Raw genomic sequence first — 19,521 nt, forward strand, 5'->3', positions numbered from 1 at the left:
TTATGGGCAGGCGGGACGAAGGAAGTGAGGACCCGGCGGAGACGCAGGAGATCCTGGTAGACACGGGAGGTGCGCTGCCATAGATGGAAGGGTATACACAAGGCCATGTAAAACGAAATGCGAAGACGTTTTACTTCGTGTACCCAAAACCAGCTATTTTCGTATCAGATACAGAGAAATGCCCATCTCCATGGCTCATTCATCTGAGATAGTAACTTGAAAAACCTTTATTTTAAAGGAAAATCACTTGACAATATAGGGAGGAAATGGACCATGGGTGCATTTGATTATCAGAAAGTAAAAGATCCGCGTTATTTTCAGGAAGGAAGAATGGAAGCTCATTCCGACCATCCATATTATGCATCAGCAGAGGATGCAGAAGAAAAAGTATGTGTATTTACTGAAAGCCTGAACGGCTTGTGGAAGTTTCACTATGCCAGAAATTATAATTCTGCCATACAGGGATTTGAGACGGAAGAATATAACTGCAGGAACTGGGAGGATATCCGGGTGCCGGCTCACATTCAGATGGAAGGCTACGATGTGCCTCAGTACGCTAACACTCAGTACCCCTGGGAAGGACATGAAGAGATTCAGCCAGGTGAGATCCCGGAAAACTTTAATCCGGTGGCCAGCTATGTGAAATATTTTGAAGTTCCGGAACATATGAAGGGCAGAAGGCTTTTTATCTCCTTTCAGGGTGCGGAAAGCGGTCTGGTTCTCTGGCTGAACGGACATTTTGTGGGATACAGTGAGGACACCTTTACTCCGTCAGAATTTGAACTGACAGAATATGTAAAGGAAGGAGAAAACAAGCTGGCAGCCCAGGTGTTTAAATGGACTTCCAGCAGCTGGTGCGAGGACCAGGATTTTTACAGATTTTCCGGAATTTACAGAGATGTATATCTGTACACGGTTCCCGATGTACATATCAGAGACCTGAGAATCCGGGCCATACCTGACGAGACATTGACCAGAGGCACTCTGGAAATCCGCACAGAAGCCTGGGGACAGGGAAAAGCCCTGGTCTGCCTGTCCAAAGACGGCAGGATCTTTGAAGGAGAGTATGATCTGGACAAGGGCGGACTTACTATGGAGATCGAAAATCCAGCGCTGTGGAGCGCAGAAGAGCCTCAGCTTTATGATCTGACTATCCAGATATATGACCAGGATGGAAACCTTCAGGAATATATCCCGGAACGGGTGGGATTCCGCAGATTTGAAATAAAAGACCATGTCATGACTCTGAATGGAAAACGTATTGTATTCAAGGGTGTGAACCGCCATGAATTCAGCTCTGTTTCCGGGCGCCATGTGTCCGAAGAAGAACTTATCAAAGACCTGAAGACCATGAAGCAAAATAATATCAATGCCATCCGCACCTGTCATTATCCAGATGCGTCTCCACTGTATCGTCTCTGCGATGAGTACGGACTGTATCTTATCGATGAGACGAACCTGGAATCCCATGGTTCCTGGGATACTGTGGAAGAGACAGGTGATATTTCAGGAGTAGTTCCCTGTGACAGACCGGAATGGCTGGATATGATGCTGGACCGCGCCAACTCCATGTATCAGAGAGATAAGAACCACCCGGCTGTTTTGATCTGGTCCTGCGGCAATGAGTCTTTCGGAGGAAAGGATATCTTTGAGATGTCCCAGTTTTTCAGGAGAGAGGACCCTACCCGCCTGGTTCATTACGAAGGGGTATTCCATGACCGGAGATATAATGATACCAGTGATATCGAAAGCCAGATGTATACTTCTGTGGAGAACATTAAGAAATTCTTAGAGAAAGACAGGAGCAAGCCTTTTATCTGCTGTGAATATACCCATGCTATGGGAAATTCCTGTGGAGCTATGTACAAGTATACAGATCTGACAGATACTGAGCCTTTATATCAGGGGGGATTTATCTGGGATTATATTGATCAGACTCTGTATAAAAAAGACAGATACGGAAAAGAATTTCAGGCCTACGGAGGAGACTTTGGCGAACGTCCCACAGACTATGAGTTCAGCGCCAACGGTATTGCTCATGGGGGCGAGAGAAATCCTTCGCCTAAGATGCAGGAAGTAAAATTCAATTATCAGAACATTACCGCTCAGGTGGGAGCTGAAGAGGTTAAGGTTATCAACAAGAATCTTTTTGTAAACACCAATACCTTTAACTGCGTTGTAACTGTAGAAAGAGATGGAAAGATCATCCGCAGAGCAGGACTTGAGACGGATGTTGAACCCTTATCTGAAAAGACCTATGCCCTTCCTGTTCCTCAGGAGACCAGACCAGGGGAGTATGCGGTCACTGTGGCTTTCCTTTTGAAGGAAGACAAAGTATGGGCAGCCGCAGGTCATGAAGTGGCTTTTGGTCAGTATGTTTACAGTGTCCAGACAGAGAAAAAGAAATCTGCCAAAAAGATTAAAGTCATCAGAAGTACTCATAATATCGGTATTAAAGGAGAGGACTTTGAGGTAATCTTTTCCGGTCTTAATGGAGGACTGGCTTCCTATAAATATGGGGGAAAGGAAATGATGGAGGCAATTCCAAAGCCGAATTTCTGGAGAGCTCCTACGGACAACGACAACGGCAACTTTATGCCTGCAAGATACGGACAGTGGAAGATTGCCAGCCTCTATGCCACCCATAAAGACTACCGGGAAAACACCTATGCGAAGATCATAAAACCTGAACTGGAGGTTAAGGAGAATACTGCAAAAGTTACTTTTACATACCTTCTTCCTACAAGGCCTGTATCTCAGTGCCAGCTTTCCTATGAGGTAGACGGAGAAGGAAAAGTGACAGCCGTCCTTTCCTACGATCCGGTGAAAGAACTGGGAGATATGCCGGAATTTGGCGTAATGTTCAAGCTGAATGCAGACTATGACCATCTGGAATGGTATGGACTGGGACCGGCTGAGACCTATGCAGACAGGCAGAAAGGGGCAAAGCTGGGAATTTACAGAAACCTGGTAAAAGATAATATGGCCGCTTATGTAGTGCCTCAGGAGTGCGGAGCCAAGGCCGGCGTCCGGTATGCGAAAGTAACAGACCGGAAAGGCAGAGGAATGCTTTTCGAAATGGACGAGAAGAGCGGTCCTATGATGTTTTCCGCCCTGCCTTATACGCCTCATGAGATGGAAAATGCCAGACATCCTTATGAACTGCCGGAGGTACATTATACAGTAGTACGGGCAGCTCTGGGACAGATGGGTATTGCCGGAGATGACAGCTGGGGAAGCCCCACACATCCGGAATTTCTATTGAATACAGAAGGAAAAATGGAGTTCGCTTTCTCCTTTAAAGGTATTTAAGCTTCTTTGAGCCTATGGTCTCAAAGCTGTGCTCGGCAAATTCGCATAAAATGTATAAATATTCCTGACATATGTTTAACGCAGCAGTTCCACTCTTGTGTTTTTTAAATTTTTGTGCTAAATTGATACTCTACCTTGTACACGAAGTATATAGTATATAAGATCAAAAAGGAGATTAATATGACAGAACTGATTTGGCATACCCTTATGCATGCTGTAAGCGATACACTGCGTCTGGTGCCCTTTCTGTTCCTTACGTACCTGGTGATGGAGTATCTGGAGCACAAAACCCAGGAGACCACTCAGCAGATGATACGCAGAGCAGGAAAGCTGGGCCCTCTTATCGGAGGAATCGCCGGAGTATTTCCACAGTGCGGTTTTTCAGCTGCTGCCTCCAGTTTTTATGCGGGAGGAGTAATCTCAGTGGGAACTCTTATGGCGGTTTTTCTTTCCACATCTGATGAGATGCTGCCGATTTTTATTTCAGAGGCTGTGGAAATTCCTGTGATTTTAAAGATACTGGGAGTGAAGATACTTATTGGAACTGTGTCAGGCTTTGCTCTGGATATCCTCTGGAGGGCAGGAAGCAGGAAACGGAAAGAATATCATGAGCACAAACACATTCACAGGGAACATCATGAGAAAGATATACATGATCTCTGTGAACATGAACACTGCCACTGCGAAGAAGGCAGTATTCTGAAATCTGCCATAATCCATTCTCTTCAGATTACCCTCTTTATCTTTCTGGTAACCCTGGTTATCGGATTTCTGGTGGAAGTCCTGGGTGAGGACCAGATTGGAGCAATCATCAGCAGCCAGCCTGTACTGGGCGTTCTGCTGGCAGGGCTGGTAGGAATGATCCCCAATTGTGCAGGTTCTGTGATCATTACCCAGATGTATCTGGGAGGGATCCTGGGAACCGGACAGATGATGGCAGGCCTTTTGGCAGGAGCCGGCGTAGGGATCCTGGTGCTGTGCCGGACCAACCGGGGAGCAAAAGAAAACCTGGGAATCATCGGTCTGCTCTATGGCATCAGCGTATTCTGGGGAATTTTGTTTGAAATTCTCGGCATTGCCTTTTAAAATCGGAGGGAAACTATGAATGTCTATGACCTTCACTGCGATACCATCAGCGCTATCTGGGAAGGCAGGAAAGAAGGAAAGGACCTTTTTCTTTCTGCCAGCAGCCTTCAGGTAGACCTGGAGAAAATGAAAAAGGGAGATTACCAGCTTCAGACCTTTGCTATTTTTCTGGACAAAGAAAATACAGAGGACTGCTTTGCAGCGGCAAAAGAAATGGCAGAGCTGTTTAAAAAGGAACTGGAAAAAAACCGGGATAAGATCACTCAGGTTTATTCCTATGCAGATATCCAAAAGAACAGGGAAGAGGGCAGGATATCGGCTCTCCTTTCTCTGGAGGAAGGTGCAATTTTTGAAAAATCCTCCCGGCATTTACAGTGGCTCTATGACCAGGGGGCCAGGATTGCTACTTTAACCTGGAATCATGAAAATGATCTGGGATATCCCAATCGCCAGGGGAATCCTTTTAAAGACCATCCCTGGAGCTGGGGAGAGGAGCGAGGACTGAAAGAAAAAGGAATCCGGGCCCTGGAACAGATGGAAAGCCTGGGAATGATCCCGGATGTTTCCCATTTGTCCGACGGAGGATTCTGGGATGTGGCGAAATATTATAAAAAGCCATTTTTAGCCACTCATTCCAATGCCAGAGGAGTTGCTCCAGAAGCTGCCAGAAATCTCACAGATGATATGATCCGTGCTTTGGCAGAGCGGGGAGGGATTCTGGGACTGAACTACTGTGTCAGCTTTGTGCGTAAAGACTGGAAGCCTGGCCAGCCAGGAGCTTCTATGGAAGAGCTTATCCGGCAGATCCGGTACATAGTGAATATTGGCGGGGAGGAGTGCCTTGGCCTTGGCTCTGACTTTGACGGGATAGAAGAGGCCCCGGAGATGGAAAACGCCGGGGGAATGGAAAAACTTGCAGAAGCTATGGAAAAGGCGGGAATTTCTCATAGGCTGACAGAAAAAATTTTTTGGAAAAATGCGGACAGGTTTTTGAGAGAGAACCTTGGATAGTTTTATATAGACTTGTATAGCTGCCGGAAATAAATACTTTTGAATGTAGAGTGTTTATTTCCGGTGGCTTTTTTAGTATTTATAATTGTCTTAATCTCGTCATTATGAGGAAAATGACGAGATTGAATTGATTATTAGAATGCAATATGATATGATTATTTTATATTCAATTAGACTTTTACAAAGGAGCATATATGAGAACTTTTGATTATAAGGCCAGATATAGCAGGTTGCTGCAGCCAGATATTGTCAGTCTTGTGTCTCAAATACATGAACAGAAAGTAAAGCATGCATTGTTTGTAGAAGCTAAGGCGGATAGTATTACACAATTATTAGAAATGGCAAAAATTCAGAGCACAAAAGCTTCTAATAAGATTGAAGGGATTTATACATCGGATGACCGGTTGAAGAAAATAGTTTGTGACAAAACAGTACCAAGAACCCATAATGAAAAGGAGATTGCCGGTTATCGGGATGTTTTGAATGGAATCCATGAGAACTATGCTTATATGCCGACTAAGACTTCTGTAATACTTCAAATGCACCAAGATTTGTATAAGTTTACCGGAAATAAAGGAGGGCATTTTAAAACATTGGATCATATAGAAGCCCAGACAGATCCGCAAGGTAATAAAGCTATGGGATTTCGGTCAGTGGAGGCAGGGAAAGTTCCAGAATATATGAATGCTATATGCGAAGGTTTTCAGAATACATGTAACGATTCTCTGTATGACCCTTTGCTTGTGATTTCAATGTTCATTTTAGATTTTCTATGCATTCATCCGTTTTATGCTGGTAATGGACGTATAAGTCGTTTACTTACGCTACTTTTACTATATCGTTCAGAATATACGGTAGGGATGTATAGTAGCATTGAAAAACTGATTGAGCAAACCAAGGAAAGTTATTATGAGGCATTGAGGAATAGTTCTTTAGATTGGTATGAAGAGAGTAATAATGATTTGCCTTTTGTCCGGTATATGTTGGAGGTAATAACTGCTGCCTATAGAGACTTTTCCTCCAAAGTTCAATTTATAATAACAAGTGGTATGTCAAAGCCAGAGAGAGTTCGGGAAATTGTCCGTGATTCTTTTGGAAAAATGACCAGGACAGATATTATGAAAAAATGTCCGGATATTAGCCGTGTTACAGTGGAACGGGCACTTACAGACATGGTAAAAAAACAAGAAGTATTAAAAATTGGCGGTGGCCGTTATACCGCCTATATATGGAACAGGGGGAAAGAATAAATGATTACAGGTGAATTAAAAAGTAAAATTGATGGGCTATGGGAAATCTTCTGGACCGGTGGACTTACGAATCCGCTGGATGTTATTGAGCAGATGACCTATTTGATGTTTATACATGATCTTGACGATGCTGACAATCTTCATAGAAAGGAAAGTGCTATGCTAGGGTTGCCTTATCAAAGTATATTTGCGGATGAAATTGCAGTTGGAGACCGCAGCATTCCAGGTAACCAGTTGAAATGGAGTGTATTTCATGATTTCCCGGCACAAAAAATGTATAGCATTATGCAGGAATGGGTTTTCCCATTTATAAAGAATCTTCATGGAGACAAGGAAAGTGCATACGCGAAATATATGGGAGATGCGATTTTTAAAATACCGACCCCACTTATGCTAGACAAAATTGTAACAGCCATGGATGAAATTTATACTCAGATGGCGCAATTGAAAACATCAGACACCAGAGGTGATGTATACGAATATCTATTGTCTAAGCTTGCAACTGCCGGTGTAAATGGTCAGTTCAGAACCCCCAGACACATTATCAAGATGATGGTGGAATTAATGGAGCCTAAGGCAGACGAGATTATATGTGATCCAGCCTGCGGAACTTCCGGTTTTCTTGTGGCGGCCAGTGAGTATCTTAAGGAACATCGGAAAGAAGAAGTGTTTTTTGACAGAAAGAATAAAGAACATTATATGAATCACATGTTTTATGGCTTTGATATGGACCGAACCATGCTTAGAATCGGTGCTATGAACATGATGACCCATGAAGTGGATAATCCATTTATCGAATATAGGGACAGCCTTTCTGAACAGAATCCTGATAAAGAGAAATATAGCCTTATATTGGCCAATCCACCCTTTAAAGGAAGTCTTGACTATGATACCGTTTCACCGGATTTACTGAAAATATGTAAGACTAAGAAAACAGAGCTTCTATTTTTGGCATTATTCTTAAGAATGCTGAAAACAGGGGGAAGATGTGCCTGTATTGTACCGGATGGCGTATTATTTGGCTCATCAAAAGCACATAAAGCAATCCGAAAAGAACTGGTAGAGGAAAACTGTCTGGAAGCTGTAATCTCTATGCCCTCTGGCGTATTTAAACCATATGCAGGAGTTTCAACAGCCATTTTGATCTTTACGAAAACAGGGCACGGGGGAACAGATCAGGTATGGTTTTATGACATGAAAGCTGACGGGTTCAGCCTGGATGATAAGCGAACTGCAGTTAAGGAGAACGACATTCCTGATATTATTCTTCGGTTTAAAAACAGGGAAAAAGAAAAAGATCGGAAGCGTACAGAACAGTCTTTCATGGTTGATAAGAAGGATATAGTAGAAAATGGATATGATCTTTCCATTAATAAATATAAAGAGATTGAGTATGTTCCAGTGGAATATCCACCCACAGAAGAAATCATGGCTGATCTTTATAAAATGGAAGCGGAGATAGCAAAAAATCTTGATGAATTAAAAGAGATGTTGAAGAAGGAGATGAAGTAGATTATTGAATACATATCTGGCATATTTTGATGAAACAGGTGATGACGGTATTACATTATCATCAAGTGATCATTTCATTTTGACAAGTTTATATATGCCTACAGAAAAATGGCAAAGCAATTTTGACAAAATAAAACAGTTGCGTAGACAGCTTAAAAAGGAATATGGATTTCATATTAGCGAAGAGATGCATACAAAACATTTTTTGACAGATAAGAATCCATATAGGAAATATAAATGGTCAAAAGATGAAAAGAGGGAGATTATTATTGCATTTACAAAGATGATTGGAACATTGGACGTGAAGATTATAAATGTGATAATTGATAAAACAAAAATTAAAAGAGACGATTATTCTATACTGGAAAACGCACTTAAGTATAATATTCAGAGAATAGAAAATGACAGTAATGGGGAATGGAATTATTTAATTATTACTGATGCAGGAAGAATTGCACCGATGCGAAAGACTGCAAGGGCAATGCGTGTTTATAATCCTATTCAGTCTCAATACGCAGGATACTTAAATCAACCAATTAAAAATATGATAGAGGATATTATGGAGAAAGATTCATCGGAATCATATTTTATACAGTTGTGTGATTTTATATCATTTTTTGTACATTTGTATTTTGTTAGTCATGACAGACAGAAAGATTTGCCTAAAAGAGTTATGAATGTAATTGATAAAAATTTTGTGGGTAGAGTAATGGCGACTCTTAAGCAGAGCGGGCGACTTAATTTGAAAGCTAACGAAAAGAATACGTATGGACTGGTGATATATCCCAAATAAAAACACCACCTACATCGCATTCGCGGGTTCAGTGGTTCACCTATATTATATGAAAAAGATATAAAATAGTCAATGGTAAAAATAAGCTTGGATTTATGAAAATCAGGAAAATCTTAAAGCGGAAGAAATACGGAAGTTGTAAGCAGAAAAAGGATTCCAGAAACTTATGATATTATATTAAAAAACGGTAAACTCTAAGAGCTACTTCGAGGTGGCATAGATAGGATACTTGTTTTATCATTCGTGTAAAGGAAAAAATGTCTATGATGCAACACTTGTAGTAAGGAAAATAGAGTAGGGAATGTTTCTGGATGATATGACAAACATAAAAAGAAGCGAGTATGCCGTTTGAGCCAAAATGGCTGCACGGTAAAAAACCGCTTCTCTTGCTCTTATATTAGTAGAGTTGGCTCTAAAAATCAATAGGAAATTTTAGAAAAGAGACTTTTAGGCAACTTATAAATGATATTCTACGCAAAATGATAAATTTTCGGTATCATTAAATCAGGATATAAGTGTAGGAACAAGGATCATGTAGGAATGCAGAGATCGTAGAGGCCAGGTTCTTTGTAGACAGAAATACTAATGTAGATACTTGTTCTGGTTAAACTGTAGGAAAGTCTTGCTGGTTCCAGTAACAATATTCTGAATGTAGTCGCCTTTACAGAAGATATGGAACTTTCGGATAAATTCAATTTCAATTCTATTTTCCTGTGTGATTTTGTTGCATTCTGATGGGTTTGATATGTAAGTGACTGAGAGAAATTGGATAATCAATGATAAGGATATTATTGAGGTTCATATATGCCGCCATTGCATCGGTATGGCTCTGGTTCGGAATGTATCCTGGAATGATTATGCACCATAACAGGTAACGGTGCCATAAATCTGAGCAGAGTATTTATTTGTAAGTAACATAATGGAAAATTCCCTTTTCCTTAGAATAGTGTAAATAGGGAATGTATAAATAAACTTTTCCGGTTTATTCGGGTTAGGAGTGAAAAAAATGAATCTTTTATCGAAACTTAATTCTAACACAAAAACAAAAACAATAGAGCCTAGAGAAATTTTTATGACATTACCTTCAAAAGCGCCAGGTTATGGATATCCTAGAGATGTTCAAAGCGAAGTGTGGAAAAAGTGGTTTGATATAAGAAATGAGAAAAATGTAATTTTAAAAATGAATACAGGTAGCGGAAAAACAGTAGTTGGGTTGATTATGCTTCAGAGTTGTTTAAATGAAGAAAAGGGACCTGCTATATATGCTGTGCCTGATAATTATTTGGTTAAGCAAGTCATTGATGAAGCTAAGCGATTGGGAATTTCTGCAACAACGGATAAAGATGATTATAACTATTTAAACTCAAGAGCAATTCTTGTCACATCTATTCAGACTATTGTAAATGGCCATAGTTATTTCGGCATGAGAGAAAGTGGAAATTATCCTATAGGAAGCATTATTATTGATGATGTACATGCGTGCATGGATAAAATTACTGATCAATTTATGATAAAAATAGATGCTGAAACGGATGCCTATAAAGAACTAATTGCTATATTTAGTTCTTCGCTAAAAGACTATAATCCGAAGAATTACATTGATGTTGTTGAAATGAAAGATTGCCGAAAAAATATGCTTGTGCCTTATTGGGAATGGCAAAGACAGCAGGACAACATTTATAGAATATTATCTAAATATAATAATAGTAAGAATGCCACAATATACTTTGGATTACCGTTGATAGAGGGATGTTTGGAAACATGTGATTGTATAATTACTGCTTCTGCAATTGAAATATCTCCTAAAGGAATTGATTTAGATAAGATATCTAGTCTTGAAGAAGCAAGTAGACGTATATATATGAGTGCAACATTAGCTGATGATAGTGTATTTGTTTCTGCATTAGGATTGAGTACAAAAGACATGAAGAACATCATTACACCAGAGAATGCTAATGATATTGGAGATAGATTAATTATTTTTCCAAAGTATGTAAATAGTGATATATTGGAAATACAGATAAGGGAAAAAGTTGAGGAAATAGCTAAAAAATATAATGTTGTGATACTCGTACCTTCTTTTTCTAGAGCAAAATTTTGGGATGAACAGGGGAAACGAACAGCGACAAAAGAAAATATAGACAGAATAGTTGAAGCATTAAAAAGCGGTAACCACTTAGGAAAAATAATTTTTGTTAATAGATATGACGGAATCGATTTGCCAGGTGATGCTTGTAGAATGCTGGTTATTGATGGGCTTCCACCTTTAAATAGTATTAGGGATAGATATATCCAAAGTGTGGCTCCTCAGAGTACTATCTTATTAAGAGAGCAAGTTCAAAGAATTGAGCAAGGCATGGGACGAGGAGTTCGTTTTAATGACGATGAATGTTGCATTGTCCTTATGGGTGACGAACTTTCGGATGTGTTATCAAGAAATAAAGGAATAGATTATTTTAGTGCGGCAACAAGATGTCAATATAATCTTTCAAAGCAATTATGGGATTTATTGGTTAATGAAACAAGTTCAAAGCCAACAATTGATCAGATATTTGAACTTGCAAATTATTCGCTAGAAAAAAATCCAGAATGGGTTACAACCTGCAAAGAAAAATTAGCCACTGTCAAATATTCAAATGAGGCAAAGGTAGATGAAAAGATAGTAGCTCAGAGAAAAGCTTTTGAAAAGGCTATGAATACGCAATGGCTTGATGCTGCAAACGCTATTAAAATAGTTAAAGATAAAGAGATTGATAAAAGAACTAAGGGATATTTATGTCAGATTCAGGCTGAATATACAAATAAAATAGATTCGTCTCTTTCTCAAGAAATACTTAAAGTGGGTAAGAATTTAAATGCAGCTATTCTGTCACCGCTTGCGGGCATACAATATCAAAAAACAATTTATACAATTCCTCAGGCACAAGCTATCAGTAAAAATCTAATTGTTGAAAAATATAGATTAAATGAACTGTTAGTACACATAGATGGAATTTTGTCAAATTTATGTATGGGAAGTGAATACGAAAAGTTTGAGGAGGCGCTAAATCAAATAGGAATAGCTCTTGGATTTGTATGTTCAAGACCAGACAAGGAAACTGGAGGATACGGACCTGATAACTTGTGGGCGATTGACTCAAGTAAATATTTGGTCATTGAATGTAAAACGGAGGCTACTACTCAAACGATAAAAAAGGATTATTGTAATCAATTATCAGGTTCGGTAAACTGGTTTAAAGAGAATTATGCGTACCCAAATGAGTGTATACCAATAATCGTTCACCCATCTAAATTTATTGATGTAGTTGCATCTCCAGACGAAAACATGAGAGTGATGACGGAGGACGAACTAGCATCTTTTAGAAAGAATCTTCGTGATTTCTATAGCGCTCTTTGCCAGAACGGAAATATTAATGATGTAAGTAAAATTAATGAATTGCTGCGTATACATAAGCTTAAAAAAGATGACATTGTTAATATGTATACAGTTAAGTTTGAACGAGAGATTTAATAGAATAAAATTATAGGAAAGTAAACAGCAATAAAATTCAGTTAAAGTTATATTTTTTCGATTTACAATTCGGATTTGTGGGGATAAAAAATATGAATATGCGTACTATTGAGGAGTGTTTTTATCAAATTAGAAACGGTGTAAATATTAAGCAGGGAACAGTAGATGGGGGATATCCGATTACCCGTATAGAGACAATTGCAAATGATAAATTCAATCGTGATAGAATGGGATATGCTGGAATTACAGATTTAGAGAAGTATGAAAGTTATGTTCTTGAGGATGGCGATTTATTAATGTCACATATTAATAGTATCCAATATCTTGGAAGAACTGTGTTATATAAGAAGCATGGTAAGGAAAAGATAATTCATGGAATGAATTTGCTTAGACTAAAGGCTAGGAGAGATATTATTCGGCCGGAATATGCAAAATATTACTTTTATTCTCGAACATTTAAAGAAAAGATTGAAAGAATAACAAAGAAATCTGTAAATCAAGCAAGTTTTGCCGTTGCGGATCTTAAAAAGATAAAAATCTGTGTACCTGATTTATCAATACAAGATAGAGTCATTGATATACTTGATAGAGTTAATCCAGTAATCGAAGAACGCCAACAGGAACTTGAGAAACTTGACGAACTTATAAAAGCCCGATTTATCGAGATGTTTGGTGATCCTGTTTCTAACCCTTTAGGGTGGAAAAAGAAAACTCTCAAAGAGGTATGTATTAAGCTGAATGACGGAACACACTTTTCTCCTGAAAGTTTTGACACCGGAGAGTATAAGTATGTAACAGCGAAAAACATAAAAATATCGGGCTTTGATTTTACCAACATTACTTATGTTCCAGAAGAGGTCCACAGACCTATTTATGAAAGATGTAATCCTGAATTAGGCGATGTGTTATATATCAAAGACGGTGTTACAACCGGAATTGCAATGGTTAATACTCTCGAAGAGGAGTTCACCTTGCTTTCGAGTGTTGCTTTGCTTAAACAAGACAGAAGAATAATGAATGGACATTTTTTGGCCGCATTATTAAATAATGAAAACATGTATACTGATATTAGAAGCAATATGGGTGGTGCGGCAATTACAAGATTAACGATTGCAAAGTTAAATACAATTAAAGTTATTCTTCCACCAATTGAACTTCAGGAGCAGTTTGCCGCCTTCGTCACTCAGACCGACAAATCAAAAGTTGCAATTCAAAAATCCCTGGAAAAAACGCAGCTTCTTTTTGATAGCTTAATGCAGAAATATTTTGGGTAAATGGAAAATTTTATGTATAATTACGAAAATTAATTTATAGGTGTACATAGAAAATAAAATAGTATAGGCAAAATTATTTGATATACTTCTAAGTAAAAAGGGGTATGTCATAATGGAAGAAAGATTGATATGTATTTTAAATGAAATGGCGGAGTTTTTGAACATAGCACAGCTTAAGAAACTTCAAGAGGTATTAATAAAAAATCTTGCTGAAAAAGATGCTGTTAAAACAGAAATAGGTAATAATGAATATCTAAAGTTATTTTTAGATGCGAAGAAAATAGAAGGCTGCTCAGAGAGAACTCTGAAGTATTATCAAGTTACGATAGAACATCTTTTATCTAATATTCAAACACCTATAAGAAAAATTACTACGGACGAGCTTAGAGGTTATTTGGTTGAATATCAGAAAATAAATAATTGCAGTAAGGTGACAGTTGATAATGTACGCAGAAATATTTCCAGCTTTTTTTCATGGCTGGAAGAAGAGGATTTTATTTTAAAAAGTCCTATGCGGAGAATCCATAAGATAAAGACTAAGACAGTAGTAAAAGAAACTATATCTGATGAAAGCATTGAAAAATTAAGAGATGGATGTCATGAAATAAGGGATTTGGCAATGATAGATCTCTTATATTCTACAGGGATTCGTGTTGGCGAGTTAGTAAAACTTAATATTCAGGACATTGATTTTGAACAAAGAGAATGTGTTGTATTTGGAAAAGGAGACAAAGAGAGAAAGGTTTATTTTGATGCGAAAGCAAAAATTCATTTAAAAAAATATCTGGAGGAACGTGTAGACAATAATCCGGCTCTTTTTGTTACATTAGATGCACCATTTGATCGGCTGAAGATTAGTGGAGTGGAGATTCGGCTGAGAAAATTGGGACGATCATTAAGTTTAGATCGCATTCATCCTCATAAATTCCGTCGAACAATGGCTACGAGAGCTATAGATAAAGGAATGCCCATAGAACAGGTACAAAAGATATTAGGACATTCACAAATCGATACAACTATGCAATATGCTATAGTTAATCAAAAAAATGTAAAATCATCACATCAGAAGTATATTGCATAGGATCGCAACTTCGGATTTGTGGGGATAATGGGATGAAATATACGATGTTAAAAGAAGTTTGTTCTATCAAGATGGGGCAATCTCCAGCGTCAGATAGTTATAATGATAATGGTAAAGGTGTTCCTTTTTTTCAAGGCAATGCTGACTTTGGCGAGCGTTATCCTGTAGCTAGGAAATGGTGTTCGGCTCCATTGAAAATGGCAGAACCAGAAGATATATTGATATCAGTCCGTGCTCCGATAGGGGCGCTGAATTATACTAAAGAAGAATGTTGTATTGGACGAGGATTGGCAGCGTTGACTCCGAATAAATCTAAGGTTTCACCAGAATTTATGTTTTGGCTTTTAAAGGGGAAAAATACAGAGTTAAATAGTAAAGGAACAGGAAGTACATTTAAAGCTATTGGTCGTAAGGTATTAGAAGAAATATTAGTTCCAGATATTGGTATAGAGCAACAAGCTGAATATTCGGCAATTCTTGAAAAAATAAATGGAATTATTCAACTTAGAAAACATGAACTTCAGAAACTGGATGACCTTACCAAAGCCCGATTTATCGAGATGTTTGGAGACCCGATTTCTAATCCGTTTGGTTGGCAAGTGAAAAAATTGGCTGATGTTTCAGTGCTTATTACCAACGGGAATACACCAAAAGGCGGTAGTGAAAACTATGTGGACGAAGGAATTATTTTCCTTCGTAGCCAGAATGTATGGCGCAATAGAATTGATCTCGACGATGTCGCCTACATCGATATTGATACACATGTCGCTATGAAAAAGAGTAGTGTTCATGATAAGGATATTCTTATAACAAAAACAGGCAGGATTAATACTGAAAATAGTAGCTTGGGTCGTGCAGCTCTCTTCCATGGCACAGATAACAGTGCCAATATCAACGGACATATTTATCTTGTCCGACTGGATGGAACGGTAATTCCAGAATACGTAGTGGCAATTCTTACTGGAGAGCCTTATCGAAGATACATTCGTAAAGTATGCGTAGGAGGGATTGATAAACGACAGATCAATCTTGATCAAGTAGAAGATTTTCCGATTATACTACCACCTATAGAATTGCAAGAGCAGTTTGTTACTTTCGTTACTCAGACCGACAAATCAAAAGTTGTCTAACGCTTTGTACCATAATAATCAACAAGAGATTTTAGCGTGAAAATTTAAAGGATAGTAGGGAGGTGTTTGCCATGACTAATTTCGACTTTTTGAAAAACGACCCGCAATTCAAGTCCTTTGCTGACGTGGCTATATCAGCAGAAAAGATTTTGAATATTGATATGGGAGCCAGTGTGTTAAACTGCCGGAGAGCAATGGAGTTTGCTGTGAAATGGATGTACTCTGTAGACAGTTCTCTTATCAGACCATATCAGGATACGCTGGTCAGTTTAATAAGTACGGAAGAATTCAAAGATATTGTGGATTCGGATCTTTGGAAACGTATGGATTTTATCAGGAAATTAGGAAACAATGCTGCTCACAATGGGAAAAAGATTACTCTGGATGAGGCGAGGCTGTGCCTTGAGAATCTGTATATTTTTCTTGACTTCGTAGCGTATTGCTATGGTGAACAGTACGAGGAGACAAAGTTTAATCCGGAACTGCTGGATAAGACGGATTCCTTTGAGGAACGGCAGGCATACCAGCCTTCTGAAGTTGATCTGAAGGCATTAATTGAAGAAAACAAGGCTTTAAGAGCACAGTTGACAGCAAGAAGAGAAGAACAACATCAAACTTATGTCCCCAAACCTCTGGATCTGTCTGAATACAAAACAAGAAAAATATACATAGATGCTATGCTGCTGGATGCCGGTTGGACAGAGGGGGAGGATTGGCTGAGTGAAGTGGAACTTCGCGGTATGCCCAATAAATCAGAGGTAGGTTATGCGGATTACGTACTTTATGATGATGCTCATCGCCCTCTTGCTGTGATAGAAGCGAAGCGGACCTGCGTAGACATAGCGAAAGGAAGGCAGCAGGTGAAGCTGTATGCGGATTTACTGGAAAAACAGTCTGGAAGAAGACCGGTTATCTTTCTTACAAATGGATTTGAAACAAGAATTAATGATGGGCAGTATCCGGAACGGAAGGTTTCGTCAATTTATTCCAAACGGGATCTGGAGAAATGGTTTAATCTTCAGGTAATGAAAACGGAATTGGATAATATATCAGTCAATAAGAACATTGCGGGCAGATACTATCAGGAAGCTGCTGTAAAGGCAGTTTGCGACAGTTTTGGTAGGAAAAATCGCAGGAAAGCATTGCTGGTCATGGCAACTGGCTCAGGAAAAACAAGAACGGTGATTTCTTTGTGCGATGTATTATTGCAGAATGGATGGGTAAAAAATATTTTATTCCTTGCAGACAGAACATCTCTTGTAACACAGGCAAAAAGAAGTTTTGTAAATCTGCTTCCGCACTTTTCTGTTACAAACCTTTGCGAAGAAAAGGATAATTACACAGCTCATGGCGTATTCGCAACTTATCAGACAATGATGAATTGTATTGATGCAGTCAAAGATGAGGAGGGGAAGCTTTTTACCTGCGGACATTTTGACCTTGTTATCTGTGATGAGGCACATCGGTCTATTTATAATAAATACAAGGACATATTCACTTATTTTGACGCTCCTTTGATTGGACTTACTGCCACGCCAAAAGATGAAATTGACAAAAATACCTATAGCATTTTTGAATTGGAAAATGGTGTTCCAACTTATGGATACGAACTGGCACAAGCAGTAAAAGACGGTTATCTGGTAGATTTTTTGTCCGTTGAGACCTCCTTAAAATTTATTGATCAGGGAATTGTATATGATGAATTGTCTGATGAGGATAAAGAAGTATATGAAAATACCTTTAAGAATGAAAACGGAGAATTACCGGAGAGTATCAGTTCTTCCGCCCTTAACTCCTGGATTTTTAATGAAGATACTATAAAAAAGGCTCTCCATATTCTGATGACAGAAGGGATTCGGATTCATTATGGAGAGAAACTTGGCAAGACAATCATCTTTGCAAAAAATCATGAACACGCTGAGAAAATCTTAGAGATTTTCGGAAAAGAATATCCTAATCTTCCAGGATATGCAAAAGTTATTGACAATTATATGACCTATGCGCAAAGTGCCATCGATGAATTTTCTGAACCGGAGAAACTCCCGCAGATTGCAATTTCTGTAGACATGCTTGACACAGGAATAGATGTACCGGAAGTCCTGAATCTGGTATTTTTTAAAAAGGTAATGAGTAAGGCTAAATTTTGGCAGATGATCGGAAGAGGAACACGCCTTTGCCCCGGTTTACTGGACGGAGAAGACAAGCAGAAATTTTATATTTTCGATTTTTGCGGTAATTTTGAATTTTTCCGTATGAATAAGGGAAAAGCAACGGCTAATATGATGGCTCTTCAAGGAGCAGTTTTCAATCTGGAATTTCAGATTACATATAAACTCCAGGATATGCAATATCAGACAAAACGTCTCATTGCTTATAGAAATGCTCTTATTGAGCACTTGAGTGGAAAAGTAAAAGAATTGAACAGAGATAATTTTTCCGTCAAGCAGCACCTGAAGTATGTGGAGCTATATTCAGATAAAGCAAATTATCAGACGCTGAGCTATGAGGATACACTTTTAGTGCGGGAAGAACTTGCACCATTGATTCTTCCAGATAAAGATGATGCAAGTGCTGTTCGTTTTGATGCATTAGTATATGGGGTAGAACTTGCATATCTGGCAGGAAAGAAATATGGAAAAGCTCGAAGTGATCTCTTAAAGAAGGTAAGGGCAATTTCTAATGTAGCGAATATCCCGGAAATAATGGTACAGGCAGACTTGATTAATAAAATTCTTCATACAGATTATTTGGACAATGCAGGAATTGATGAACTGGAGGAAATCCGCAAGAATTTACGAGATCTGATGAAATATATCAAAAAGACAGTTATACATTATGATACAAATTTTGAAGATGATATATTGTCTATTGAATGGAAAGAGGCAGAACTGGATAATGATGATCTTAAGAATTATAAAGCAAAAGCGGAATATTATGTTCGTCAGCATCAGGATAACCTTGTAATTGCTAAATTGAAAATGAACAAGCCAATGACCCAGGAAGACATTAAGGAACTGGAAAAAATTCTCTGGAATGAACTGGGGACCAGAGATGAATATGTAGCAGAATACGGAGATAAACCTTTAGGAGAATTTGTCCGTGAGATAGTAGGACTTGATATGAATGCTGCAAAAGAGGCATTTTCAGAATATCTTGATGGAACAAACCTGGACAGCAGACAGATTTACTTTGTGAATCAGATTGTGGAGTATATTGTCCATAATGGGGTGATGAAAGATTTCTCTGTACTTCAGGAACCGCCGTTTACAGATCGAGGAAGTATTGTGGATATATTTGTAGACATGAACATGTGGATAGGAATAAAAAAGGTCATTGATGAAATAAATGCAAATGCAATGGCGGCTTAATAAATAAGAGTATTCCACGGTAAACAAAGCAAAAAAGCTATATTCCATGGAATACTCTTATTTTCAAGGTAAGTGCCAAATATTAATGCGGTCGGATACAAAATTACCCCAGCCCTTTGCGAGTTGGAGTAATTCACTATAATTCACATGCGATTTTTGATAGATTGGAGTTTTTCACTCCAAGGGGCCAGCT

11 protein-coding genes are annotated in these 19,521 nt (G+C 38.6%); all 11 read left to right on the top strand.

Annotated features, from left to right (window positions below; translation table 11 throughout):
• Nucleotides 1-273: 273 nt before the first annotated feature.
• Nucleotides 274-3,312 carry a glycoside hydrolase family 2 TIM barrel-domain containing protein gene (locus B5G00_RS17745; RefSeq protein WP_087274983.1) on the top strand — a complete coding sequence of 1,013 codons (3,039 nt, stop codon included), beginning with the start codon at nt 274-276 and terminating at the stop codon, nt 3,310-3,312.
• A 180-nt stretch (nt 3,313-3,492) separates the two neighbouring features.
• On the top strand, nt 3,493-4,398 hold the full coding sequence (locus tag B5G00_RS17750; protein WP_087274984.1) for a putative manganese transporter: 906 nt from the start codon (nt 3,493-3,495) through the stop codon (nt 4,396-4,398).
• A 15-nt stretch (nt 4,399-4,413) separates the two neighbouring features.
• Nucleotides 4,414-5,409 (top strand): dipeptidase, encoded by a 996-nt coding sequence (locus B5G00_RS17755; protein ID WP_087274985.1) that lies wholly within the window; start codon nt 4,414-4,416, stop codon nt 5,407-5,409.
• 194 nt (nt 5,410-5,603) lie between these two features.
• Complete coding sequence (locus B5G00_RS17760) at nt 5,604-6,659, top strand: Fic family protein (protein ID WP_087274986.1); 1,056 nt, start codon at nt 5,604-5,606, stop codon at nt 6,657-6,659.
• On the top strand, nt 6,660-8,171 hold the full coding sequence (locus tag B5G00_RS17765; RefSeq protein WP_087274987.1) for a class I SAM-dependent DNA methyltransferase: 1,512 nt from the start codon (nt 6,660-6,662) through the stop codon (nt 8,169-8,171). It abuts the gene before it with no gap.
• Nucleotides 8,172-8,175: 4 nt separating this feature from the next.
• Nucleotides 8,176-8,964, top strand: coding sequence for a DUF3800 domain-containing protein (locus tag B5G00_RS17770; RefSeq protein WP_087274988.1), 789 nt, complete (start codon nt 8,176-8,178; stop codon nt 8,962-8,964).
• A 1,006-nt stretch (nt 8,965-9,970) separates the two neighbouring features.
• A complete protein-coding gene (locus B5G00_RS17780; RefSeq protein WP_087274989.1) occupies nt 9,971-12,475 on the top strand; it encodes a DEAD/DEAH box helicase family protein in 2,505 nt (834 codons plus the stop codon).
• 92 nt (nt 12,476-12,567) lie between these two features.
• The gene (locus B5G00_RS17785; protein ID WP_242971421.1) at nt 12,568-13,749 is read left to right on the top strand and encodes a restriction endonuclease subunit S; all 1,182 of its coding nucleotides are present in this window, start codon (nt 12,568-12,570) and stop codon (nt 13,747-13,749) included.
• A 112-nt stretch (nt 13,750-13,861) separates the two neighbouring features.
• Nucleotides 13,862-14,830, top strand: coding sequence for a site-specific tyrosine recombinase/integron integrase (gene xerA, locus B5G00_RS17790; RefSeq protein WP_087274990.1), 969 nt, complete (start codon nt 13,862-13,864; stop codon nt 14,828-14,830).
• Between the two features lie 44 nt (nt 14,831-14,874).
• Complete coding sequence (locus B5G00_RS17795) at nt 14,875-15,960, top strand: restriction endonuclease subunit S (RefSeq protein ID WP_162613529.1); 1,086 nt, start codon at nt 14,875-14,877, stop codon at nt 15,958-15,960.
• Nucleotides 15,961-16,031: 71 nt separating this feature from the next.
• On the top strand, nt 16,032-19,328 hold the full coding sequence (locus tag B5G00_RS17800) for a DEAD/DEAH box helicase family protein (protein WP_087274992.1): 3,297 nt from the start codon (nt 16,032-16,034) through the stop codon (nt 19,326-19,328).
• Nucleotides 19,329-19,521 lie beyond the last annotated feature (193 nt).

Source organism: Blautia sp. An46 (assembly GCF_002161645.1).
Classification (GTDB): Bacteria; Bacillota; Clostridia; order Lachnospirales; family Lachnospiraceae; genus Blautia; species Blautia ornithocaccae.

Excerpts from the sequence above, each read along its gene's own strand:
- B5G00_RS17745 (WP_087274983.1), top strand. The coding sequence starts at position 274 with ATGGGTGCATTTGATTATCAGAAAGTAAAAGATCCGCGTTATTTTCAG.
- B5G00_RS17750 (WP_087274984.1), top strand. The coding sequence starts at position 3,493 with ATGACAGAACTGATTTGGCATACCCTTATGCATGCTGTAAGCGATACA.
- B5G00_RS17755 (WP_087274985.1), top strand. The coding sequence starts at position 4,414 with ATGAATGTCTATGACCTTCACTGCGATACCATCAGCGCTATCTGGGAA.
- B5G00_RS17760 (WP_087274986.1), top strand. The coding sequence starts at position 5,604 with ATGAGAACTTTTGATTATAAGGCCAGATATAGCAGGTTGCTGCAGCCA.
- B5G00_RS17765 (WP_087274987.1), top strand. The coding sequence starts at position 6,660 with ATGATTACAGGTGAATTAAAAAGTAAAATTGATGGGCTATGGGAAATC.
- B5G00_RS17780 (WP_087274989.1), top strand. The coding sequence starts at position 9,971 with ATGAATCTTTTATCGAAACTTAATTCTAACACAAAAACAAAAACAATA.
- B5G00_RS17785 (WP_242971421.1), top strand. The coding sequence starts at position 12,568 with ATGAATATGCGTACTATTGAGGAGTGTTTTTATCAAATTAGAAACGGT.
- xerA (WP_087274990.1), top strand. The coding sequence starts at position 13,862 with ATGGAAGAAAGATTGATATGTATTTTAAATGAAATGGCGGAGTTTTTG.
- B5G00_RS17795 (WP_162613529.1), top strand. The coding sequence starts at position 14,875 with ATGTTAAAAGAAGTTTGTTCTATCAAGATGGGGCAATCTCCAGCGTCA.
- B5G00_RS17800 (WP_087274992.1), top strand. The coding sequence starts at position 16,032 with ATGACTAATTTCGACTTTTTGAAAAACGACCCGCAATTCAAGTCCTTT.